The following is a 19,254-nucleotide window of genomic DNA, read 5'->3' as shown; positions in this document are numbered from 1 at the left end:
CACATGAGATCGTAATGGAAGATTATGCCGAATATTCATTTCTTTCTATCATTTCTTGCACACAAAAGTATTAAAAAATGTCGTCACTACATGCTACATCGCATTTAATTTATTATATTTGCGCTATAGATATCATAGGAAATGAAATACGCAGACTATATAGAACAGATAGAGATTGAGTCACTTTGGAGTGGAACAAAGCACATTTTGTGGAATCTTGACCGCAAGGTGAACATCCTAAGTGGTATTAACGGCGTCGGAAAAAGTACGATATTATCGAAGGTTATCCGTGGACTTGCCCAGGGAGGAGAGTTCCCCAGCCACATGTTAAAAGGCGTTCGACTGCGTGTTCAACCGTCAGATGCCAAGTGGATTCGATACGATGTGATTCGTTCTTTCGACCGACCGATGGTCAGTAGTGACTCACTTGCCCAAATGGAAAACCTGAAAACAGAACTTGATTGGCAGCTATTCGTATTGCAACGGAAGTATCTTGACTATCAAGTTAACGTCGGAAACCGCATCATTGAGGTGCTACAGCGCGGAGGAAATGACGCAACTGAGCAAGCACAAAGCATCTCTCAAGGGAAGAATCTGTTTCAAAACATCATCGATAATCTATTCAAAGAGACGGGGAAAAGTATCATTCGAAGTGAGAATGAGATTCGTTTTACCCAACTGGGAGAAGTGCTTTCACCTTATCAACTGTCAAGCGGTGAGAAGCAAATGTTAGTGATTTTGTTGACCGTTCTTGTCGAAGACTGTAAACCTTACGTGCTTTTCATGGACGAACCTGAGGTTAGTTTGCACTTCGAATGGCAGAAACAACTTATTGATCTCATTCTACAGTTGAACCCAAATGTGCAACTTATCTTGGCAACACATAGTCCGGCAGTCATCATGAACGGCTGGATGGATCACGTAACTGAGGTTACCGACATCACATTATAAAAGACATCAGCAGACAATGGGACGCCGATTGAGAGACAATATCACTTCAAATTACTTCAAAGCAGCTAATCGTTTGACTTCAAAATATGCCAAACGAAAGATTGTTGCCTATGTAGAAAGCTATGAAGATGTATTCTTTTGGCGTACTATTCTCAGTCAATTTGAGACGCAAGAGCGCTTTTTTGAGGTCATGCTTCCTACGCGATCAACTCATTTAGAGCGTGGAAAGAAAGCAGCAATCAGCAGTCTTCTTGAAGCCGTTGGACAGGATATGATAGCTTGTGTGGATGCCGATTACGACTATTTAATGCAGGGTTCCTCGCCAAATTCACGCATATTGCTCAGTAATCCCTTTGTCTTTCACACGTATGCATACTCAATTGAGAACCTACAATGCTACGCTTCATCTCTTCATAACGTTGCTGTTGCTGTGTCGTTAAACGACCATTCGGTGTTTGATTTCAATGACTTCATGAGACAATATTCCGAGATTATATACCCACTTTTCGTGTGGAATATCTGGTTTTATAGGTCTACTCACTATGGAGAATTTACCTTATCAGACTTCAATCACGCAATAAAAATGGGCGAAATCAATATCGATTATCCCGAAGTCACACTCGAACAACTGCACAAAAAGGTGGAAAAAGCGGTTGAAAAACTAACACTTCGCTATCCCGATGCACGTGAAAGCTATGAAGAAGTAAGACAAGACATGGAGCGATTAGGCGTTCATCCCCATAACACCTACCTTTATATACAAGGTCATCACCTATTTAATCACGTCGTATTACCATTGCTTGAGCGTGTGTGTAGTAGGCTTATGCGTGAACGCGAAATAGAAATTGGCCGCCAATCTCTGCATAATCTTCAGTATAAAACAGAGATTTCAGCTTATAGAAACAGTGTTGGTGATGCCGAAACGATGTTGAAAAAGAACCTCGGATACATGCTTTCGACACAATATAACCAAATACTTGAGGCATTGAAAGACGCTGGGCAGCAGAAGTTCTCAGCCACATCAATAACTCATGACAACCAAAATAAAACAAGAAAAGATGAAGAAGATAAAAACAGGTAAGCCACTTTCTGAACGCGAAAGTGAGTCATTGAATCTCTATCTCAATGAGATTGGAAAGGAAGAACTTCTTTCTGACGACGAAGAAAACAAACTTTCACAGCAGATTCAGCAAGGAGGCGCGAGCTCAGAACGTGCCATCAACAAGCTGACTTCAGCCAATCTACGCTTCGTTGTGGCTATAGCGAAGCAGTATACTGACCGCGGTGTAGCCATTCTTGACCTCATCAGTGAAGGCAATATTGGCCTAATGAAGGCAGCAATGAGCTTTGATGGCAGTCGCGGTCTACGCTTTGTAGGCTATGCCGAGCCTTTCGTTCGCCGAGCAATTGAGGCAGCTGTCAACGAACAGAGTGGCATATTCCGACTTCCAAAGCATGAAAATAGCCCTGAAGAGAAGGCTAACAGTCGTGCTTTTTCCGTTGATGCACCCTTAGAAAATGGTAAAAACATGAGCTTGCTCAGCGTACTTTCCGACCCCAATGCAGCGCGTCCAGACCAAGAAGTGCTTGAAGCGTCGGTCAAAGAAGAGCTTATGCAGGCCATGAACATCCTCAATCAACGTGAGAAAAACGTAGTAGAAGCGTTCTATGGAATAGGCCAACCCCACCTCACCTTTGCTGAAATAGCTGAGAAAATGGGGCTAAAACGCGAGCGAGTACGCCAGATTCGCAACAAGGCTGTACGCAAACTAAACCGCAATACGACTTCAGATATGCTCAAGGCCTACTTATAGTAGGCCACATACCCACCCTTTTGCAGTTGCTTTATCACATCACATTTCGTCACATATTCAGCAAGTTGTTTGGGGTTTCTATTCACATAAAACAGCAATTCGTTATAAACCTTATCCAAAGCAGGGGCTTGTTTGAGGAGCTGTTGATACCCTTTAAAATCATATCCATACCAACTTCCGTTCGTGGTAACGTTTAGTTGCACATAAGCTCGGGCGTAAAGAGCTTCTTGTTTCAATTTAACATCTTTCTTAGCTACGTCAAGATATGTCATTGCTTGTTGTGCAAAGTCCTTTTCCCAGGCCCGAGTTGAATCATCACAAGGCTTATCATAATGCGTCAGATACCAGCAATCGCCATAACAAGAAGCTTGATAATAGCGCACAGCAAGCTGTAATGCCAACGCAGGACGCGTCGCATCGTTGGCTAATTCATAACGTTGTTCCAAACGACTCATGTCTTCACAGAACGTAATCTTCTGATTATATTTCAGCGAAACCTTTTCAAGTTCCTCGTCTACACCAAGATCATAAATATCCTTTACACGCTGTTTGAAGAACCAACGCGGCTTTTTATAATCCCGATGAGCCATAATTAGCGCGATACCAAGGCCGTTCACATAAGATAATGGCACTTTCTTCAACACAGGTAATGCCTCTGAAAAGCGTCCCTCGGCAATGAGTTTGGTTCCTAAAAGGTCATTAAAATAGCTTGGATTCCGATACTTATTTTGCTGCAAAATGAATTGAGCCAGCACATCGTTGTCATGTTTTTCATGCATGAAAACAATATAATCACGCAACTGATTCGCCGTCATCGAGTCTAAACTACCAAAGTATTCGTCATAGTTTGCATATCTTGAGTAACCTGGACTATAGGTATATTCATGATCATTTTTGGGAAGTCGCCGACGCTCTAACATGCCTTGAGCGGCTGCAACCATATTATGATTGTGATGCTTAGCATAATATGCTATGATATTCTGCGTCACAACACGATTGAAAACACGTGAATAGTAATTCATGTCCCACGGATATGGCGTTCCTTTACTATTGAGAAAGCGTAATTCTTTGACAATAAAGTCGGCATCAAATGGTGCACCTTCACGCATCAAAGCCGTTGAAGCAAGGAAATGAATGGCCCGAGCATTGTCACATTCAAGTACAGTTCCCTTCATCGTCATAGCCAAACGGCTCTTCAATTCGGCTGCTTTTATATCACCAAGTGTATAGGAAACCATCGCTGAAGCGGCTTTCCACAGCGCGGGTTCACTACTCTTTCGCGATGCAACTACATGTTCAGCGAAGTCTATAAATGCCTTAGCTTCTGTCTCCTGTTGTGTGTTATCAGCACCTACATAGTCATACATCCAATCGAGATCTGCATTATCTTGAACCGTATTTACATAGTTTTGAACGAGCCAACGCAATGCAGGAGAGTTGGGATTCTCATGATAAATGACTTTAATTCCATCCAATTTCTGGAAATTACGAGCAGCCCATTGAATGCTGTTTACATCCCCTTGACTCACATAAATGGATAGCGCTTCGTTACGATGCCCGCTGTTCAACAACGCATAAGCATAGATATTGCGACATATTTCTTTATATATTCCAACAGGAAAACGGCTTGCACGCGTGTTCCACACATTCAGAATGCCCTTGACATTGGCTTCCAACAAATAGCAACGCATCAGCAATAAAGTGTATTGTTGAGTTAAACGACTCCCCTTATAGTTAAGAGCGGCATTGCGCATACGTTGTAATTGTGCTTTCTCTAATGCGATTTCAGCTTTTGAAGGATAATCCCACCGCTCATATTTTTGCACACATATTTGCTGATATTTAGCGATATTGCGCACATAAGCAAGCATTTCGGCATCGTGTTTTCGCCGAGCTGTCTCAACGAGTAGGCTACAATCGTTGTCAAAGAAACCTTCTTTCTTGCCCGTATATGCCTGCCAATACTTATACAACGGCGTGACAAAGTCTGGTGAAGTGTCGCTAAATTCGCTCTCATTAATAACGCACATCATATAGAAGTTATGTATGATTGGCTCAGGACCACAGGCAAACGAGCGCAAGGATAGCGTCAAAAGGAAGCTAAAAAGCACGATAAATCTTTTCATAATCTTTGGGGGAATAATTTACAATATGATTGGGACTAAGGTCATAAATGATAGTTTCGTCACGCAAACTTGGCCGTAAGTCTTCGATGATTCGCTTTACTTTGAGCACATCTTCTATGGTAGCTTTTCTCACAACAACGCTGTCTCCGGGCAACACCGGAAGGTCATTGTCGGCATGAAGTATGCCCTTATAGTGACCGTTTCTAAACAAAATGCGATAAGAAAACAATGGATAAGCAGGAGAAAGGGGCAAAGAATAGTTCTTCAAATGCTTCAAATAAGGCATTACATCCTTTAGATCGAGGATTGGATGTGTGCAGTTTATATCCGTGAAGTCACCTGTGTTATACATCATCAACACACCTTTGTCTACGGGAGGAACATGTTGTGACAACTGATGTAGACGTATTGTAGTCGATAAAGTGATATGTTTCTTAACGGCAAGATGATGAAGTTGCGTCAGAAAATCATAGTAATGAGCACGCGAACTAAGGGTCCAATCACAGTCAATCTGAAGCTCTTTTGGAGTGAGAATATCATTAGTTTCGCACATTTTTAATACTCTTCGCAATATATTTTGTGCCAAATCACGCCCATTAGTGCCTGATTTCATCACATCATTAGTAATAAAAACAACAGGAATTACTTCTAAATGATGGGGCAATTTGGCTGCGAATTGCAACGTTGCATTAGGAGTTGGATTACCTTCGCGACTCAAAACAACGTCAAAAAAGCGTAAGTATAGCTTATTTAATCCCTTTACTCGGTTTGCAACAAGAGAGTCATTGCGCCATGATGTGCTCCAATAATAGGCACTCCTTAACGCATGTTGTGTCGTGGATTGATGCTTACAACCTGTTAAAAGCACCAAAAACAAAAGAAAAACCAACTCTCTTCTCGCTTTCATCTACGGCGGGTTTATAATTGCAAAGATAGGAATTATTCATAGAAAAACTCCTATGAATATGTTAAATCTTTAACTTTGATAACCTATCTTCATAAAATGAACCCACGAAAGCTATCAGACTACTACGCCACCTCTATACAACACACAAGAAGACTAATGCACTACAACTTGTGAGAAAACACAAAACATAAGTTCATAGAAATCAAAACATATTTTGATGCAAAGCATAGCTCCATGAGATTAACAGCTAAGTTGCGCGCAATTTGCACCAAACAACCACATGAAACGACGTTGATTGCGCACCAATTTGACGTAGATTGCAATGTCATTGCAGTTCAACGCTGAAGGCGTTGTGCTTTTTATAGCCCAGGGTTGGCGTCAGCCTACCCTGGGTTATGCATGTAGGGAGGAGGCCAACGCCGTAGGTGTTGTGCTTTTTCTGCGTGGAATGTCGCGATAAAAAGCTAATAAATAAAAGGTACAACGCCTACAGCGTTGTTGCTACTCACGGCAAACGACCCAGGGTAGACTTCGCTTTCGCTCGCCAACCCAGGGCTATAAAAAGCACAACGCTTACAGCGTTGCCATATCAATAAATACGAGCTGTGTAACTATTGCACGGAAATAATGCGATTGGTTTTGTGCTTTTCCTCATAAATCCTCATTAAATTATGATATAGAATGACGCAATTTGACTTGTGAACTGCCAGGTCTCATGCAATAAAGTAAGCCAGATTGTCGTGTAATTTGACGTGTTTTACCACATAAAATGACTGAAATTGTCTAATGAAATGAATGGAATTGCAAGATAAAATGACGCACTTTGTTCCACAACAACAAAGTATCTGAAAATCAACAACATACAAACGTAAACGAGAAAGCAATTCAATCAAGAGAGAAATCATAGTGAATGAAAGCCTCATGCAAATTGTTTATGCGCATCCTCCGAATGTGCTAAGTGCTTATTTTATTAGTCTTCTACACATAAAATAAAAGGCTACAGCATAAAAGCTGTAGCCTTTCACCTTATTATATATAGGATATATGCTCGTGTTCTGTTCTACTTTTTATACTTTTCTGCCTGCTGTTGTATCAAAGCGGCATCGTTAAAGTAGTCTATTTGCATCGCTTTTCGAACCTCATCCATGGTTTGTGCTGCGGTTTCCCGAGCTTGTTCACTACCCTTTTTCAAGAGGTTGAAGATCTCAGGAATATCTTGTTCAAACGTATGGCGACGCTCGCGAATAGGATCAAGCATGCGATTAATGACGCTATTCAATAGTTTTTTGCACTTCATATCGCCGATACCACCATGTGTATAGGCAGTTTTAAGCTCGTCAAGATTCTTGAATTCGGGCCAGAAATCAGTGAAATCCTGATCGGTTGAGAATGCATCAAGATAGGTAAACACAGCATTACCCTCAACATGACCAGGGTCATTGAGGTTTACATGCGTTGGATCTGTATACATACTCTTTACCTTTTTCCAAACCGTATCAGCGTCATCACTAAGATAAATGCAGTTGCCGAGGCTCTTACTCATCTTCTCTTTGCCATCTGTTCCTGGCAAACGGCGTGCTGTTGCATTCTCTGGTAACAGGATGTTTGGCTCAACAAGCACTTCGCTATACACCTGATTGAAACGTCGTGCGAGTTCACGTGTGAGCTCAATCATAGGCTCTTGGTCCTCACCTGCAGGGATTGTGGTCGCCTTGAAGGCCGTAATGTCGGCAGCTTGTGACACAGGATAGCAGAAGAAACCCATCGGAAGATTAGCTTCAAAGTTACGCATCTTAATCTCAGTCTTTACAGTTGGGTTGCGTTGTACACGCGAAACAGAGACAAGATTCATCAAATAAGTAGTCAATTCGGCCAATTCTGGAATCTGACTCTGTATATATAGGGTGCAAAGTTGAGGGTCAAGACCAGCCGAAAGATAATCAAGGGCCACCTCAATGATGTTCTGTCGTATCTTCTCGGGATTGTCTGCGTTGTCTGTTAAGGCTTGAACATCGGCCATAAACACAAACATTCGGTCGTAGTTTCCTTCGTTTTGTAACTGCACACGACGTCGAAGACTGCCTACATAGTGGCCTAAATGTAACTTACCTGTAGGGCGGTCACCTGTTAATATGATTTTCCCCATAATTAGAATTCAGCAGTTTTAGGTGTTCTTGGGAACGGAATGACATCGCGAATATTCTGCATTCCGGTCACGAAAAGAATGAGACGCTCGAACCCTAAGCCAAAACCGGCATGAGGACATGAGCCATATTTGCGCGTATCGAGATACCAACTATAGCTATCTTTCTCCATTCCTCGCGCCTTAATTTCAGCCACTAACTTGTCATAACTCTCTTCTCTTACCGAGCCACCGATTATCTCTCCTATGCGAGGGAATAGCACATCAGTGCCTTGCATGGTTCTTCCGTCGGCATTCTTCTTCATATAGAAGGCTTTAATCTCACTCGGATAGTCGGTCATTATGACTGGACGCTTAAAGTATTCTTCAACAAGATAGCGCTCATGTTCACTGCTTAAGTCCATTCCCCAGCCTGTAATTGGGAACTCAAATTGATGTCCCTGCTTAACAGCTTCTTCGAGAATGTGGATACCTTCAGTGTAAGTGAGGCGCACAAAGCGTTCTTTTACAACCGATTCTAACGTCTCAAGCAACGTCTTATCAATCATCTTGTTGAGGAACTCAAGGTCATCCTTGCAGTTATCAAGTGCCCACTGCACGCAATACTTAATAAAGTCCTCTTCCAAGTCCATGAGTTCATCCTGCTCTAAGAATGCAACCTCAGGCTCAATCATCCAGAATTCTGCGAGATGTCGAGGCGTATTACTGTTCTCTGCACGGAAAGTTGGACCGAAAGTATATATCGCTCCGAGTGCGGTTGCACCGAGTTCACCTTCCAATTGACCAGAAACCGTGAGGTTAGTCTTCTTTCCAAAGAAGTCCTTTTCATATGGAACCGTGTCGTCTTTACCCGTGCGTGAGAGGTCAAGCGTAGTCACTTGGAACATCTCTCCGGCTCCTTCTGCGTCGCTTGCAGTTATGATTGGCGTATGGAAATAATAGAAACCATGGTCATGAAAGTACTTATGTACGGCAATAGCCATATTGTGTCGGATGCGGAATACAGCCCCAAAGGTATTCGTTCTGAGGCGTAAATGCGCATACTTTCGCATGTATTCGAAGCTTTGTCCCTTCTTTTGCATCGGATAATCCGATGGACAAAGGCCGTAAATCTCAATCTCCTTACTTTGTATTTCGACTGTCTGGCCAGCACCTTGGCTTTGTACCAATGTGCCAACTACACTGATACAAGCACCAGTTGTGATGCTTTTCAGTGTATCGGCATCCATAGAAGTCGGATCAACGACAATCTGAATGTTGTTTATTGTAGAACCATCGTTGAGTGCAATGAAATCAACTGCCTTGCTGTTTCGATGGGAACGAACCCATCCTTTCACGTTAATATCCTTGCCATATTCGGTGCATTGCAATGCATCGATAATCTTTGTTCTTTTCATTTTCAATGTTTCTGTTACTCAAACATACCGCTTCGAAGCATATCTACCTCTTGTTCGGTGAGGAAACGCCAGTCACCTCGTCTTAAGTTTTTCTTCGTTAGACCAGCAAACTGCACGCGATCCAATCGGAGAACTCGATAGCCAAGGCTTTCAAAAATGCGGCGAACAATGCGGTTCTTTCCACTATGTATCTCAATGCCTACTTGCTTTTTATCTCGCTCATCAGCATATTCTATGGCGTCAGCATGTATCTCTCCATCCTCTAATTCGATACCACTTGCAATCTTTTGCAAGTCATCTTCTGTGACGTTTTTATCGAGATGAACATGATAAACCTTCTTCTTTAAGAACTTAGGATGGGTTAGTTTGCTCGCAAGGTCACCGTCATTGGTTAACAAGAGCACACCCGTTGTGTTGCGATCTAACCTTCCAACAGGGTATATTCTCTCTGGACATACGTCCTTAACTAAGTCCATTACCGTCTTACGTTGTTGCGGATCATCACTTGTTGTGACGTAATCCTTCGGCTTATTTAACAACACATAAACCTTCTTTTCCAATGAAACGGGCTGATCATGGAACTTTACTTCATCTGCGCGTAGCACCTTTGTACCGAGTTCTGTGACTACATTTCCGTTTACAGTCACTACACCTGCCAAGATAAACTCATCAGCTTCGCGACGTGAACAAACTCCCGCGTTGGCCAAATACTTATTTAATCGTATCGGCTCATTAGGGTCTATATGTGTCTCTTTGTATTCAATTCTCTTCTTAAGACTATACTTTGCATTCGGATCATAGCCTCCTCGGTTGTTATTATAGCCTCGATTGTTGTTGTAACCTCCTTGTTGTGGGCGACCATATCCACCGCGATTATTTCCATAACCGCCTCGGTTGTTGTAGCCACCAGGCTGTCCATAGCCTCCACGATTATTGTTATAACCTCCTCGATAGTTATTATATCCACCCTGAGGACGGCCATATCCGCCCTGAGAACGAGGCTGATAACCACCTTGTTGATCGTCAGGATTGTTCGTATAACGGGGGCGATAACCTCCTTGTTGAGGGCGATTATAACCGCCTTGCATACGGGGTTGGTAACCGCCTTGCATCTCATCGCCTTCGTTATTGTAGCGAGGATGATAACCACCTACCTGAGGACGGCCGTAGTTTCCTGGGCGATTGTTGTTATATCCGCCTTGAGTGCGGCCGTAACCACCTTGTCTTGGTTGATAAGAACGCTGTGGACGTTCATTGCCTTGCAAGCCACTTCCGAAGCCCTCTGGACGGAAACCACCTTCTACTTCGTTAGTATTCACGTGGTCAGTACTATATGCTCGTTGACTATGTATACGTGGACGTTGGGGACGTCCTGTGGCATGATAGCTACTGGAATAGCTTCCTCCTTGACGTGAGTAGCCCTCACGGGTGGTCTCATTCTGTTCTGTTGACAGATCTTGAGTCTTGTTTTCTAATTCTGAATCCATGTTTTTTAATTTTAATTTTCAGCCTCGCGGCCGGGTTAGTACTTTTATTTTAAATCATTAATCATCATTCATTGTGCATGCAACAGGCATATTTTTAATGCCAACATACTTCTTTCTGTTTTAAGAAAAAGCCTCTATTTTTTCTTTATCTCACCCATTCTCTGTAGTAACAGAGCCTTATTGGGCTGCATTATATACCTGTATAATTCAAAGGAGTGATAGCCATTAACTCCTCTTTCACGCTATCTTTGACATCCAAGTCCTTGATAAATTCGTGAATAGTCTCTTCCGTCATCTTCTTGTTTGTACGAGTTAATGCTTTCAAAGCCTCGTAAGGATGAGGATAAGCCTCACGTCTTAGGATGGTTTGTATAGCCTCTGCGACTACTGCCCAGGTATTATCGAGGTCCTCTTTCAACTTTTCTTCATTCAAGATTAGCTTGCGCAAACCCTTCAAAGTGCTTTGAATGGCAATAACACTATGGCCGATTGGCACACCAACATTACGTAAAACAGTACTGTCAGTCAGGTCACGTTGCAAGCGACTTACTGGTAGTTTCTGTGCCAAGAACTGCAGAATGGCATTGGCAACACCAAGGTTTCCTTCGCTATTTTCATAGTCAATAGGGTTCACTTTATGGGGCATTGCACTTGAACCTACCTCACCTGCTTTAATCTTCTGCTTGAAATATTCCATTGAAATGTACATCCAGAAGTCGCGATCAAGGTCAATTATCACCGTGTTTATACGTCTGATTGCATCGAAAACTCCACCAAGATGGTCGTAGTTGCTTATCTGAGTAGTCCATTGTTCGCGTTCCAACCCAAGCTTTTCACTAACGAATTGGTTGCCAAACGCACGCCAATCTATCTGCGGATAAGCCACATGATGTGCATTGAAATTACCCGTTGCACCGCCAAACTTCGCTGTATATTTACAAGCTTTCAGTGCATCCAACTGCTCCGAAAGACGGTAAACAAACACCATTATCTCTTTACCCAGACGTGTAGGAGAGGCAGGTTGTCCATGTGTTTTAGCCAACATAGGCACCGCTTTCCATTCTTCGGCATATTGTTTCAATTGATCAATGAGCTCTTCCACCTGAGGAATATACACCTTCTCCAATGCTTCTTTCAATGAAAGCGGCACACTGGTGTTATTAATATCCTGAGAAGTCAGTCCAAAATGAATGAATTCTTTGTATGCATCCAAGCCACCAATCTTGTCAAACTCCTCTTTTATGAAATATTCTACAGCCTTAACATCGTGGTTAGTGGTCTGTTCTATCTCCTTAACTCGCGCAGCCGACGTTTCATCAAAGTTGCGATAGATGTCCCGCAAGCGTTCAAACAGCGCATGATCAAAGCCTTTCAATTGTGGCAAAGGCAACTCACAAAGCGTGATAAAGTATTCAATCTCAACACGAACTCGGTAAGCTATCAACGCATATTCAGAGAAATAATCGGCAAGAGGTTCTGTTTTTGCCCGATAACGACCATCAATTGGCGAGATGGCGGTCAATGCATCAAGTTTCATAACGATACAATTCAATGATTATAATAACGCTACAAAGTTAATAGTTTTAGCTGAATTATCAAGGAGGTTAATGATAAATAAGATTAAAAAGCAAGCTTTTTTATTTCAAAACGAAGTTTTTTGCATAAACCATCACTATTTTTCCATAAGACAAACGATGTTTACCTATCCCACAATCTCAAACACACCATTCATGCAATCGATTGCAAGCATACCACAAAACAGCCCAGCCCGTCCCGTTATTTTGTTGTATTTATTCCTCAAAATTTAACACTTCAGAAAGCAATCAAATAGAAAAGAAAATCCCAAATTTATTGGTTTTTGGCACAAAAAAGAGGAGAAAAACCGCAAAAAGCGATGCTATTCGCTTGCAAAATGATGCAGTTCACCGCGCTAAATCCTACAAACAACTATGCGAAATGCCTCAAATAACAAGATGAATTGATAGGAATTACAACTAAAAATCATGGCATTTTGCATAATTTTTCCACTCATTCTACATAATTATCTGACTGACAACAACTTACCAAACCACTAAAAAGAGCGCGTAATCCAACCGAAATCTCTTTGTGTTTCAAATACGCTTGTTTTCAGAAAGCTATTGTAAAATTAAATCATATCAATTAAAACAAAGTCCACAAACAATACTTTCTCCATGCAAAGCCACACGAAACATCCATCAATATCCCTCAAACAACACGCAAAAAAGACCCAAACAAGTTTCCTTGTTCAGGCCTTCCATAAAACACTTTCATATTCTTTGCGAAGAGAATATTATCGTATCTTAATTCAATACCACTCGCAACATAAAATCAAAGCATAACAATATGATATCATTAGCATTTCCTTAGTGACACGATCCTCTTCATTCTATTTCACCAAAACCTTCTTTCCATCGTGAATATACACGCCGTTTTGTACAGGCTTTTGACTGAGTTTTTGTCCTTGAAGCGTATACCATCCGTGCAAACGAACGTCAGTTCCTGCTCCATCTGCAACCAAATTGCGTACCGAAGTGACCACATCGGGTACAACAGATTGTAGTCCTTCTATCGTATAATAACCGCCATTAACAAACGGCATGTCTTTTGTTTGCACCGTCTTTGTACCATTGTTATAGCTGAAAATTACGCCTTCATTGTCTCCACTGACTGCTTTTCGGTCGTTAATCCCCATCGTCCATTTGAAAACGCGGCGTCCATTAGGCAACAATCTAACCAATTTACAGTCGCCACCAGGCCAAGTTCCCTTCGTATAATTTGCTGTTTTATCCCAGTTCCAGCATGAAATCTTCGACGGAACTCCCCAACTTGAGGGTGCTTCAAAGAAGGCACAACGTTCATCTTTGTTTGCTTTTAGTCCGCCAGGCAACGTGAAACTATATGCTGCATCGTTGATATTCATAAGCTCACTAAAGTCAAGTCCCTTGCTAAGATAAAGCTCAAAGCCCTCACCTTTGAAGGCAAAGTTATAGTCGGTTGTAGGATAATTCACCTTCTTTCCAAGCAAAAGCAGCAGCTTTCCATGGCTTCCCTGCACGTTAAGCACGTAACCTTCGTCCTTCGCCTGACTGAAAAGAATCTGACTTTGGTTATTAATCCCAGCAATATGGCGGGCAAGTATCAACTGCTTTATAGCCTTTTTATGCTTTTGCCAATGTGGAAAGAACACGCAAGGAGTGCCGGGCATGGAGAGAATAAAAGCGTTGGCAGCCTCTACATAGCCATAAACGGGTGCATTACCATCGTCATTCGTATAGCGACCTGTATCGTGATTGTCTACAAAGGTGACTGCATAACGTGAATAATTTGGGTCGTTGCTTAGGCAGGCATCATTCAAACGACTCCACTTTCCGCTGTTAAACGCATCATTAATGCCATATTTTAGTGGAAAATCAAAGGCTGCACTCTGGACAACTCCATTCACTTTCGTGCCATTTATCCATGCAATCACCTTATCTTTTGCAGTGTCCCAGTATTCGCCTACAGAGAAACGAGGCTGCACTTCATGGTTATATATCCCCACAAATGAAGCTTTAAAGCCTTTAACCATATCGTATCTGAAGCCCACATAACCGAGTTCATTGAGCAAAAAGTCAAGATAGGTCTTCACATTCGCCTGGGTTGTGGCATTGGTATGGTCGAGATCACGGAATCCATCAAAATCATCGCCCGTATCAGCAGCCCCTCTTATCTTTCCCTTTACGCCCGAATCAGCATTTCTATTGGCTTCATCGGTGTTACAAATCTGGGTATAATTGGTGTTATCCCACTCCACTTTATATTGCTTTCCGGTTTTAGTTCCCGTCACATTCTCCTGTGGAAAGTTCACCCAACTATTGAGTCCATTCTTATGATTGATAACAACGTCTTCGATAAATCCCGTTCCTTTCGAATGGAAAAGATTGATCATGTTTCGCAATTGCGTTTCCGTTCCCCAGCAACTGTTATGATTTAACCAGAAACATGGGTCGTAACCCATCGTCTTTCTGTGGCTTGTGTAGAAGTCGGCAGTGTTTCCTGAGTTAGGAATCCAAATCAAATTGAAATACTTAGAGAGTTCATCGGCCTCACTTGTTAACTTATTCCAGTTGGTGTCATCATAGCTATCCCAGTAGAATCCCTGCAACATTACACCATCATAACGCTCAGGCCATCCCTGCGCAAACGTGCAAACAGCCATTGACAAGGCACACAATAATAGATAAAAACGCTTCATATATTGATTGTTTTGGTTTATAATGCGAAGTTACGAATTATTTAATGGTAAAAAAAATGCACTGAAACACTTTATGATTAAATTCTATGAAAACGATTGCACAATATGAATAAAAAGATGAACAATCAGAAAGAAAGTTATCAAATCATTCGATTTTCTTCACAAAAATAAAGGGATTGTCTCTTGAACCAACGAAGAAAATACGAACCATCAATGGCACCTAAAAGCTATTGTAAGTGGGTTTTAAGTATAAAAAGAGTAATAAAAGATTGTGAATAAAGTCTGAATATCAAAGAATTTCATAATAATTGGGTATTGTGTATAAGCATTTTTTTTCATAACTTTGCACAAAGTAATTACTTACAGGCATTATGAAGAATCAGAAGATCTATGAAGCTGATGATAAAATGATCAACATTATCCGCGACAACTGTGACATTTTGCAATGTTTAGGAGGCTTCGGCATTAGCTTAGGCTTTGGAGATAAGACCGTGGAAGAGGTCTGTGAGAGTGAACATGTGGATACAAACACGTTCCTTGCCATAGTGAATCTCACAATCAATGGTTATTATCGGAAAGATGATGCAGATAATCTCTCGGTTGAAACTCTGTTGAAGTATCTGAAAGCTTCACATGCTTATTATATCGATTTCCAACTACCTTTCATGCGAAGAGAGTTGGTTGAGGCCTTAGATGAACGTGATAGTTTAGCCCAATTCATTCTAAAGCTCTATGATGAAAACGCATACGAGATTATGAAACATATGCGTTATGAAGAGAAAACGGTGTTCCCTTATGTGGAACAACTATTGAAAGGTGTCGTCATGAGTAACTATGACATCAATACTTTCTCTCAACATCATCGACAAGTAGAGCAGCGTTGGCTGGAGTTGAAAAGCATTATTATCAAATATTTGCCTTCAGACGAACTGCATAACAACCTACTTACGGCTACGCTTTACGACATTTATAATAGTGAGTCGTGGCTAAACCAGCACTCAATGGTTGAAGATCAAATCTTCATTCCAGCCATAAAACGACTGGAAAAGAGCTTGAATCAGCAGGGAGTTACACTGAATATATCGAAGATGATCAGTCCTTCTACCACGGGAGATGACCAATTAAGTCAGCGAGAAAAAGACATTATAATCGGTGTTGTACAAGGAATGAGTAACAAAGAGATTGCAGAACATCTTTATATATCAGTCAATACAGTCATTACCCACCGTCGAAACATTGCCCGAAAGTTGCAGATTCACTCTCCCGCAGGACTCACTATATATGCCATTGTGAATCATTTGGTTGACATTTCTGCTGTAAAACTATAATCCAAAGATATAAAATTATGGTGTGATTCGTTTTAACGTATCACACCATTTTTCTTTTTTCATCCCGAAATATCATTGCTTTCGGCACTTCGGACATAATCCTTTGACTACACAACTGATGCCACGTAACTCATAACCAGCAGGGAGAGAGACGATGGGTACAGGGATTTCATGCAGACAAATGGTTTTATGACAGCGCTCACAAAAGAAATGCAAGTGCTCATCTTCATCCACTTTGTGGTCATGACTCAGGCAAAGTTCATACTTGAGTCCCCCATCTCCGTCTTCAATAACATGCACAAGGTGCTGTTCTTTGAATAACATCAGCGTGCGAAAGATATTTGATTTGTCTATGGAAAGAATGCGATATTCAAGTTCTTTCACTGACATAGGACAATCAGCTGAGGCAAGTGTCTCGGCGATAACAATGCGATTGGCAGTCGGTTTGATGCCATGCTCGCTCAGAAATGAAACACATTGCTCCTTTCCCATCGGTTTATTGTTTCGTTAACTGATTCACACTACTATCTGATGACGCTGAAAGCATGGCACGAACAGGCACTTGCTGGCGCACTCTTTCAATGTCGGCTTCCTCTCCAACAAGCCAAATGATGTCGCCTTTTCTAAACTTTCGCAATGGATCTATTAGCGTTAAGTTCTCTTGTCCCTCTTCAACGCCGACCACCATACAGCCATATTGGTCGCGGATTCCACTCTCTGCAAGCGTCTTTCCGATAAAAGGTGTGTCGGAAGATAATATTAATTTGCGCAGTTTCATTTCCCTTTTCTCGACTTCCGGGTCTTCAGGCACAAGCTCAGTTGCCATCGCTTTGCTGAACATCTTTAGCTGTTCATCACTTCCAATGACTGAAATTCTATCGCCAGGGAATACAATATTACTGCCGTTTGGAATGTTTATACGTTGTGAACCGCGTAAAATGCTACTCACATGAACACCAAAGCGGTTGCGAAACTGTAAGTTCTTTAGTGTTCGCCCCACCCAAATGGAATCCTCAGGAACATCAAATTCTCCGATGTGTATATCGCGATCAAGCAGTCGTCCCTCAAATAATGGGCGACGTTCTCCACTCACTTCTTCAGCAATCTCACGTGAACGAAGATTCTTTATGAATAATCTTTCGAGCTTAATACTGCGATGTTTCAAGCTTCTTGATAACACCATAGCCACTAAAGCCACAACAACAATCGTAATCATAAAGGCTACTTTGAAGCGAGAAAGATAGTTTACGATGTAGAAAATGAATAGGGCTGCAATGACAACTCGCACAATAATGGTAAAGGAAAGAGGCAAACGATTGAGCAAACTCTCTGTCCATAGCTGGCGAAATTCATCACTATGCACGTTCTTCATTACCAAAGAACGAAGAAAAGGCGATATCATTAGCACCGTAAGTGAACCACATAAGGCGTTACCGGGCCAGTGTCCGAGTGCAGTTCTGCATATAGGAAGTGCGAAAGTCAACATTAACACCACGACAGCCGTAGAGAGAATACCATATATAATCGTATTAACGGCCATCTTCCTAAGCAGAATCTTCCACGTATTTTCTTCTTCATTAGAGTTCTGATGCACGTTCCCCACGTGTTTAAGTCTACGTGCCCACCGCTTGGGAAGATGCTTTTCGAGTCGCTCATAGCATGGTTCTGAGAAACGAATCATATAAGGTGTGAGGAACGTTGTTATCACTGAGACGGCTACAACGACTGGATAAAGGAAGTTACCAATAACACCTAACGACAAGCCGAGCGATGCAATGATGAATGCAAACTCTCCAATCTGCGCCATAGAAAAGCCACATCGCATCGCATTCTTTAACGACTGACCACTTAAAAGGAAACCCGCGGTTCCAAAAACACCTTGTCCAAGTAAGATGGTTAGCACTATAATGATGATTGGAATGGCATAATCGACGAGCACACCTGGCTGCACAAGCATACCAACCGACACGAAAAAGATTGCTCCGAAAAGGTTCTTCACCGGCTCAACCAACTTGATGATCTTATCCGCTTCAACCGTTTCGGCAATAATACTGCCCATAACGAACGCACCGAATGCACTACTAAAGCCCACCTTTGTAGACAAAACAGCCATCAAACAGCATAGTCCCAAGGCCACAATAACCATCGTTTCATTATTCATTAGCTTGCGTGTCTTGCGGAAAAAGAGGGGAACGAGGAAGATACCCACAACAAACCACAACACAAGGAAAAAGCCAATCTTCAGTATTGAGCCAAGCATTTCGCCACCATCTGGCTTATTTCCTCCCGCAATAGCACTCAACATAACCATCATAACGATAGCCAACACGTCCTCAAGTATAAGCACACTCATCACTAACGAGGCAAATCTTTGCTGACGAAATCCCAGATCATCGAAGGCTTTATAAATGATAGTAGTCGATGACATGGCTAACATTCCGCCGAGAAAGATACAATCCATGCGCCCCCATCCAAAGCTATGACCGACTAAAATGCCAAGCGTCATCATGGAAAAGATTATCGTTAGCGCCGCAATTACAGGCGCCATGCCCATCTTAAGAATCTTTTTGAACGAGAAATCAAGCCCAAGTGAGAACAAAAGAAACATCACTCCGATGTCTGCCCACGTATGAATGTCGCCCTTATCTACTACAGACATAGTGTAAGGCATATGTGGAGAGACCAAGAAACCCGCCACTATATAGCCCAAGACAAGAGGCTGCTTGAGTTTCTTAAACACAAGCGTGACAATGCCAGCAACAACAAGTATTAACGCAAGATCTCCTATAAGTTTGGGTATTTCTGCCATAAAGATAAGATAAAGCCCACTCCGTGGTTTTCGAAAT

General features: G+C 41.9%; 14 protein-coding genes. 5 read left to right on the top strand and 9 right to left on the bottom strand.

What is annotated here, in order from left to right; all coding sequences use genetic code 11:
* The first annotated feature begins 141 nt into the window (after nucleotides 1-141).
* From HMPREF9420_RS09895 to HMPREF9420_RS09885, 3 genes are read left to right on the top strand one after another with little or no spacing between them, the layout of a single operon-like run.
* The gene (locus tag HMPREF9420_RS09895; RefSeq protein WP_007135524.1) at nucleotides 142-951 is read left to right on the top strand and encodes an AAA family ATPase; all 810 of its coding nucleotides are present in this window, start codon (nucleotides 142-144) and stop codon (nucleotides 949-951) included.
* Nucleotides 952-967: 16 nt separating this feature from the next.
* Nucleotides 968-2,032: a DUF4435 domain-containing protein gene (locus tag HMPREF9420_RS09890; RefSeq protein WP_007135523.1), complete on the top strand. Its 1,065-nt coding sequence runs from the start codon at nucleotides 968-970 to the stop codon at nucleotides 2,030-2,032.
* A complete protein-coding gene (locus HMPREF9420_RS09885; RefSeq protein ID WP_044079219.1) occupies nucleotides 2,010-2,765 on the top strand; it encodes a sigma-70 family RNA polymerase sigma factor in 756 nt (251 codons plus the stop codon). The genes HMPREF9420_RS09890 and HMPREF9420_RS09885 overlap by 23 nt, the downstream gene beginning before the upstream one ends.
* Here HMPREF9420_RS09885 and HMPREF9420_RS09880 read toward each other — a convergent pair.
* Nucleotides 2,756-4,891: a hypothetical protein gene (locus tag HMPREF9420_RS09880; protein WP_007135521.1), complete on the bottom strand. Its 2,136-nt coding sequence runs from the start codon at nucleotides 4,889-4,891 to the stop codon at nucleotides 2,756-2,758. The two genes, HMPREF9420_RS09885 and HMPREF9420_RS09880, sit on opposite strands and share 10 nt — an antisense overlap.
* Nucleotides 4,866-5,798, bottom strand: a complete 933-nt coding sequence (locus HMPREF9420_RS09875) for a hypothetical protein (RefSeq protein ID WP_007135520.1) — start codon at nucleotides 5,796-5,798, stop codon at nucleotides 4,866-4,868. The genes HMPREF9420_RS09880 and HMPREF9420_RS09875 overlap by 26 nt, the downstream gene beginning before the upstream one ends.
* Nucleotides 5,799-6,120: 322 nt before the next feature.
* Between HMPREF9420_RS09875 and HMPREF9420_RS13620 the strand changes: the two genes are divergently transcribed.
* Nucleotides 6,121-6,258 carry a hypothetical protein gene (locus HMPREF9420_RS13620; protein WP_007135518.1) on the top strand — a complete coding sequence of 46 codons (138 nt, stop codon included), beginning with the start codon at nucleotides 6,121-6,123 and terminating at the stop codon, nucleotides 6,256-6,258.
* 600 nt (nucleotides 6,259-6,858) lie between these two features.
* Here HMPREF9420_RS13620 and trpS read toward each other — a convergent pair.
* From trpS to HMPREF9420_RS09845, 5 genes are all read right to left on the bottom strand, one after another.
* Complete coding sequence (gene trpS / locus HMPREF9420_RS09870; protein WP_007135516.1) at nucleotides 6,859-7,944, bottom strand: tryptophan--tRNA ligase; 1,086 nt, start codon at nucleotides 7,942-7,944, stop codon at nucleotides 6,859-6,861.
* 2 nt (nucleotides 7,945-7,946) lie between these two features.
* Nucleotides 7,947-9,338, bottom strand: a complete 1,392-nt coding sequence (gene asnS, locus HMPREF9420_RS09865) for an asparagine--tRNA ligase (protein WP_007135515.1) — start codon at nucleotides 9,336-9,338, stop codon at nucleotides 7,947-7,949.
* 14 nt (nucleotides 9,339-9,352) lie between these two features.
* Nucleotides 9,353-10,825: a pseudouridine synthase gene (locus HMPREF9420_RS09860; protein WP_007135514.1), complete on the bottom strand. Its 1,473-nt coding sequence runs from the start codon at nucleotides 10,823-10,825 to the stop codon at nucleotides 9,353-9,355.
* 190 nt (nucleotides 10,826-11,015) lie between these two features.
* Nucleotides 11,016-12,362, bottom strand: coding sequence for an adenylosuccinate lyase (purB, locus tag HMPREF9420_RS09855; RefSeq protein ID WP_007135513.1), 1,347 nt, complete (start codon nucleotides 12,360-12,362; stop codon nucleotides 11,016-11,018).
* A gap of 870 nt (nucleotides 12,363-13,232) precedes the next feature.
* The gene (locus HMPREF9420_RS09845) at nucleotides 13,233-15,080 is read right to left on the bottom strand and encodes an alpha-amylase family glycosyl hydrolase (protein ID WP_044078911.1); all 1,848 of its coding nucleotides are present in this window, start codon (nucleotides 15,078-15,080) and stop codon (nucleotides 13,233-13,235) included.
* A 371-nt stretch (nucleotides 15,081-15,451) separates the two neighbouring features.
* Between HMPREF9420_RS09845 and HMPREF9420_RS09840 the strand changes: the two genes are divergently transcribed.
* Complete coding sequence (locus HMPREF9420_RS09840; RefSeq protein ID WP_007135509.1) at nucleotides 15,452-16,408, top strand: LuxR C-terminal-related transcriptional regulator; 957 nt, start codon at nucleotides 15,452-15,454, stop codon at nucleotides 16,406-16,408.
* 72 nt (nucleotides 16,409-16,480) lie between these two features.
* Here HMPREF9420_RS09840 and HMPREF9420_RS09835 read toward each other — a convergent pair whose 3' ends face one another.
* Both HMPREF9420_RS09835 and HMPREF9420_RS09830 read right to left on the bottom strand, forming a co-directional pair.
* Nucleotides 16,481-16,900 carry a Fur family transcriptional regulator gene (locus HMPREF9420_RS09835; protein ID WP_007135508.1) on the bottom strand — a complete coding sequence of 140 codons (420 nt, stop codon included), beginning with the start codon at nucleotides 16,898-16,900 and terminating at the stop codon, nucleotides 16,481-16,483.
* 4 nt (nucleotides 16,901-16,904) lie between these two features.
* Entirely contained in the window at nucleotides 16,905-19,217 is a 2,313-nt protein-coding gene (locus HMPREF9420_RS09830) for a cation:proton antiporter domain-containing protein (RefSeq protein WP_007135507.1), read from the bottom strand.
* Nucleotides 19,218-19,254 lie beyond the last annotated feature (37 nt).

It is taken from the genome of Segatella salivae DSM 15606 (assembly GCF_000185845.1).
Lineage (GTDB): Bacteria > Bacteroidota > Bacteroidia > Bacteroidales > Bacteroidaceae > Prevotella > Prevotella salivae.
This window is presented reverse-complemented; position numbering and strand designations above follow the sequence as displayed.

Coding starts and splice junctions, on each gene's coding strand:
- HMPREF9420_RS09895 (WP_007135524.1), top strand. CDS start 142: ATGAAATACGCAGACTATATAGAACAGATAGAGATTGAGTCACTTTGG.
- HMPREF9420_RS09890 (WP_007135523.1), top strand. CDS start 968: ATGGGACGCCGATTGAGAGACAATATCACTTCAAATTACTTCAAAGCA.
- HMPREF9420_RS09885 (WP_044079219.1), top strand. CDS start 2,010: ATGAAGAAGATAAAAACAGGTAAGCCACTTTCTGAACGCGAAAGTGAG.
- HMPREF9420_RS09880 (WP_007135521.1), bottom strand. CDS start 4,891: ATGAAAAGATTTATCGTGCTTTTTAGCTTCCTTTTGACGCTATCCTTG.
- HMPREF9420_RS09875 (WP_007135520.1), bottom strand. CDS start 5,798: ATGAAAGCGAGAAGAGAGTTGGTTTTTCTTTTGTTTTTGGTGCTTTTA.
- HMPREF9420_RS13620 (WP_007135518.1), top strand. CDS start 6,121: ATGTCATTGCAGTTCAACGCTGAAGGCGTTGTGCTTTTTATAGCCCAG.
- trpS (WP_007135516.1), bottom strand. CDS start 7,944: ATGGGGAAAATCATATTAACAGGTGACCGCCCTACAGGTAAGTTACAT.
- asnS (WP_007135515.1), bottom strand. CDS start 9,338: ATGAAAAGAACAAAGATTATCGATGCATTGCAATGCACCGAATATGGC.
- HMPREF9420_RS09860 (WP_007135514.1), bottom strand. CDS start 10,825: ATGGATTCAGAATTAGAAAACAAGACTCAAGATCTGTCAACAGAACAG.
- purB (WP_007135513.1), bottom strand. CDS start 12,362: ATGAAACTTGATGCATTGACCGCCATCTCGCCAATTGATGGTCGTTAT.
- HMPREF9420_RS09845 (WP_044078911.1), bottom strand. CDS start 15,080: ATGAAGCGTTTTTATCTATTATTGTGTGCCTTGTCAATGGCTGTTTGC.
- HMPREF9420_RS09840 (WP_007135509.1), top strand. CDS start 15,452: ATGAAGAATCAGAAGATCTATGAAGCTGATGATAAAATGATCAACATT.
- HMPREF9420_RS09835 (WP_007135508.1), bottom strand. CDS start 16,900: ATGGGAAAGGAGCAATGTGTTTCATTTCTGAGCGAGCATGGCATCAAA.
- HMPREF9420_RS09830 (WP_007135507.1), bottom strand. CDS start 19,217: ATGGCAGAAATACCCAAACTTATAGGAGATCTTGCGTTAATACTTGTT.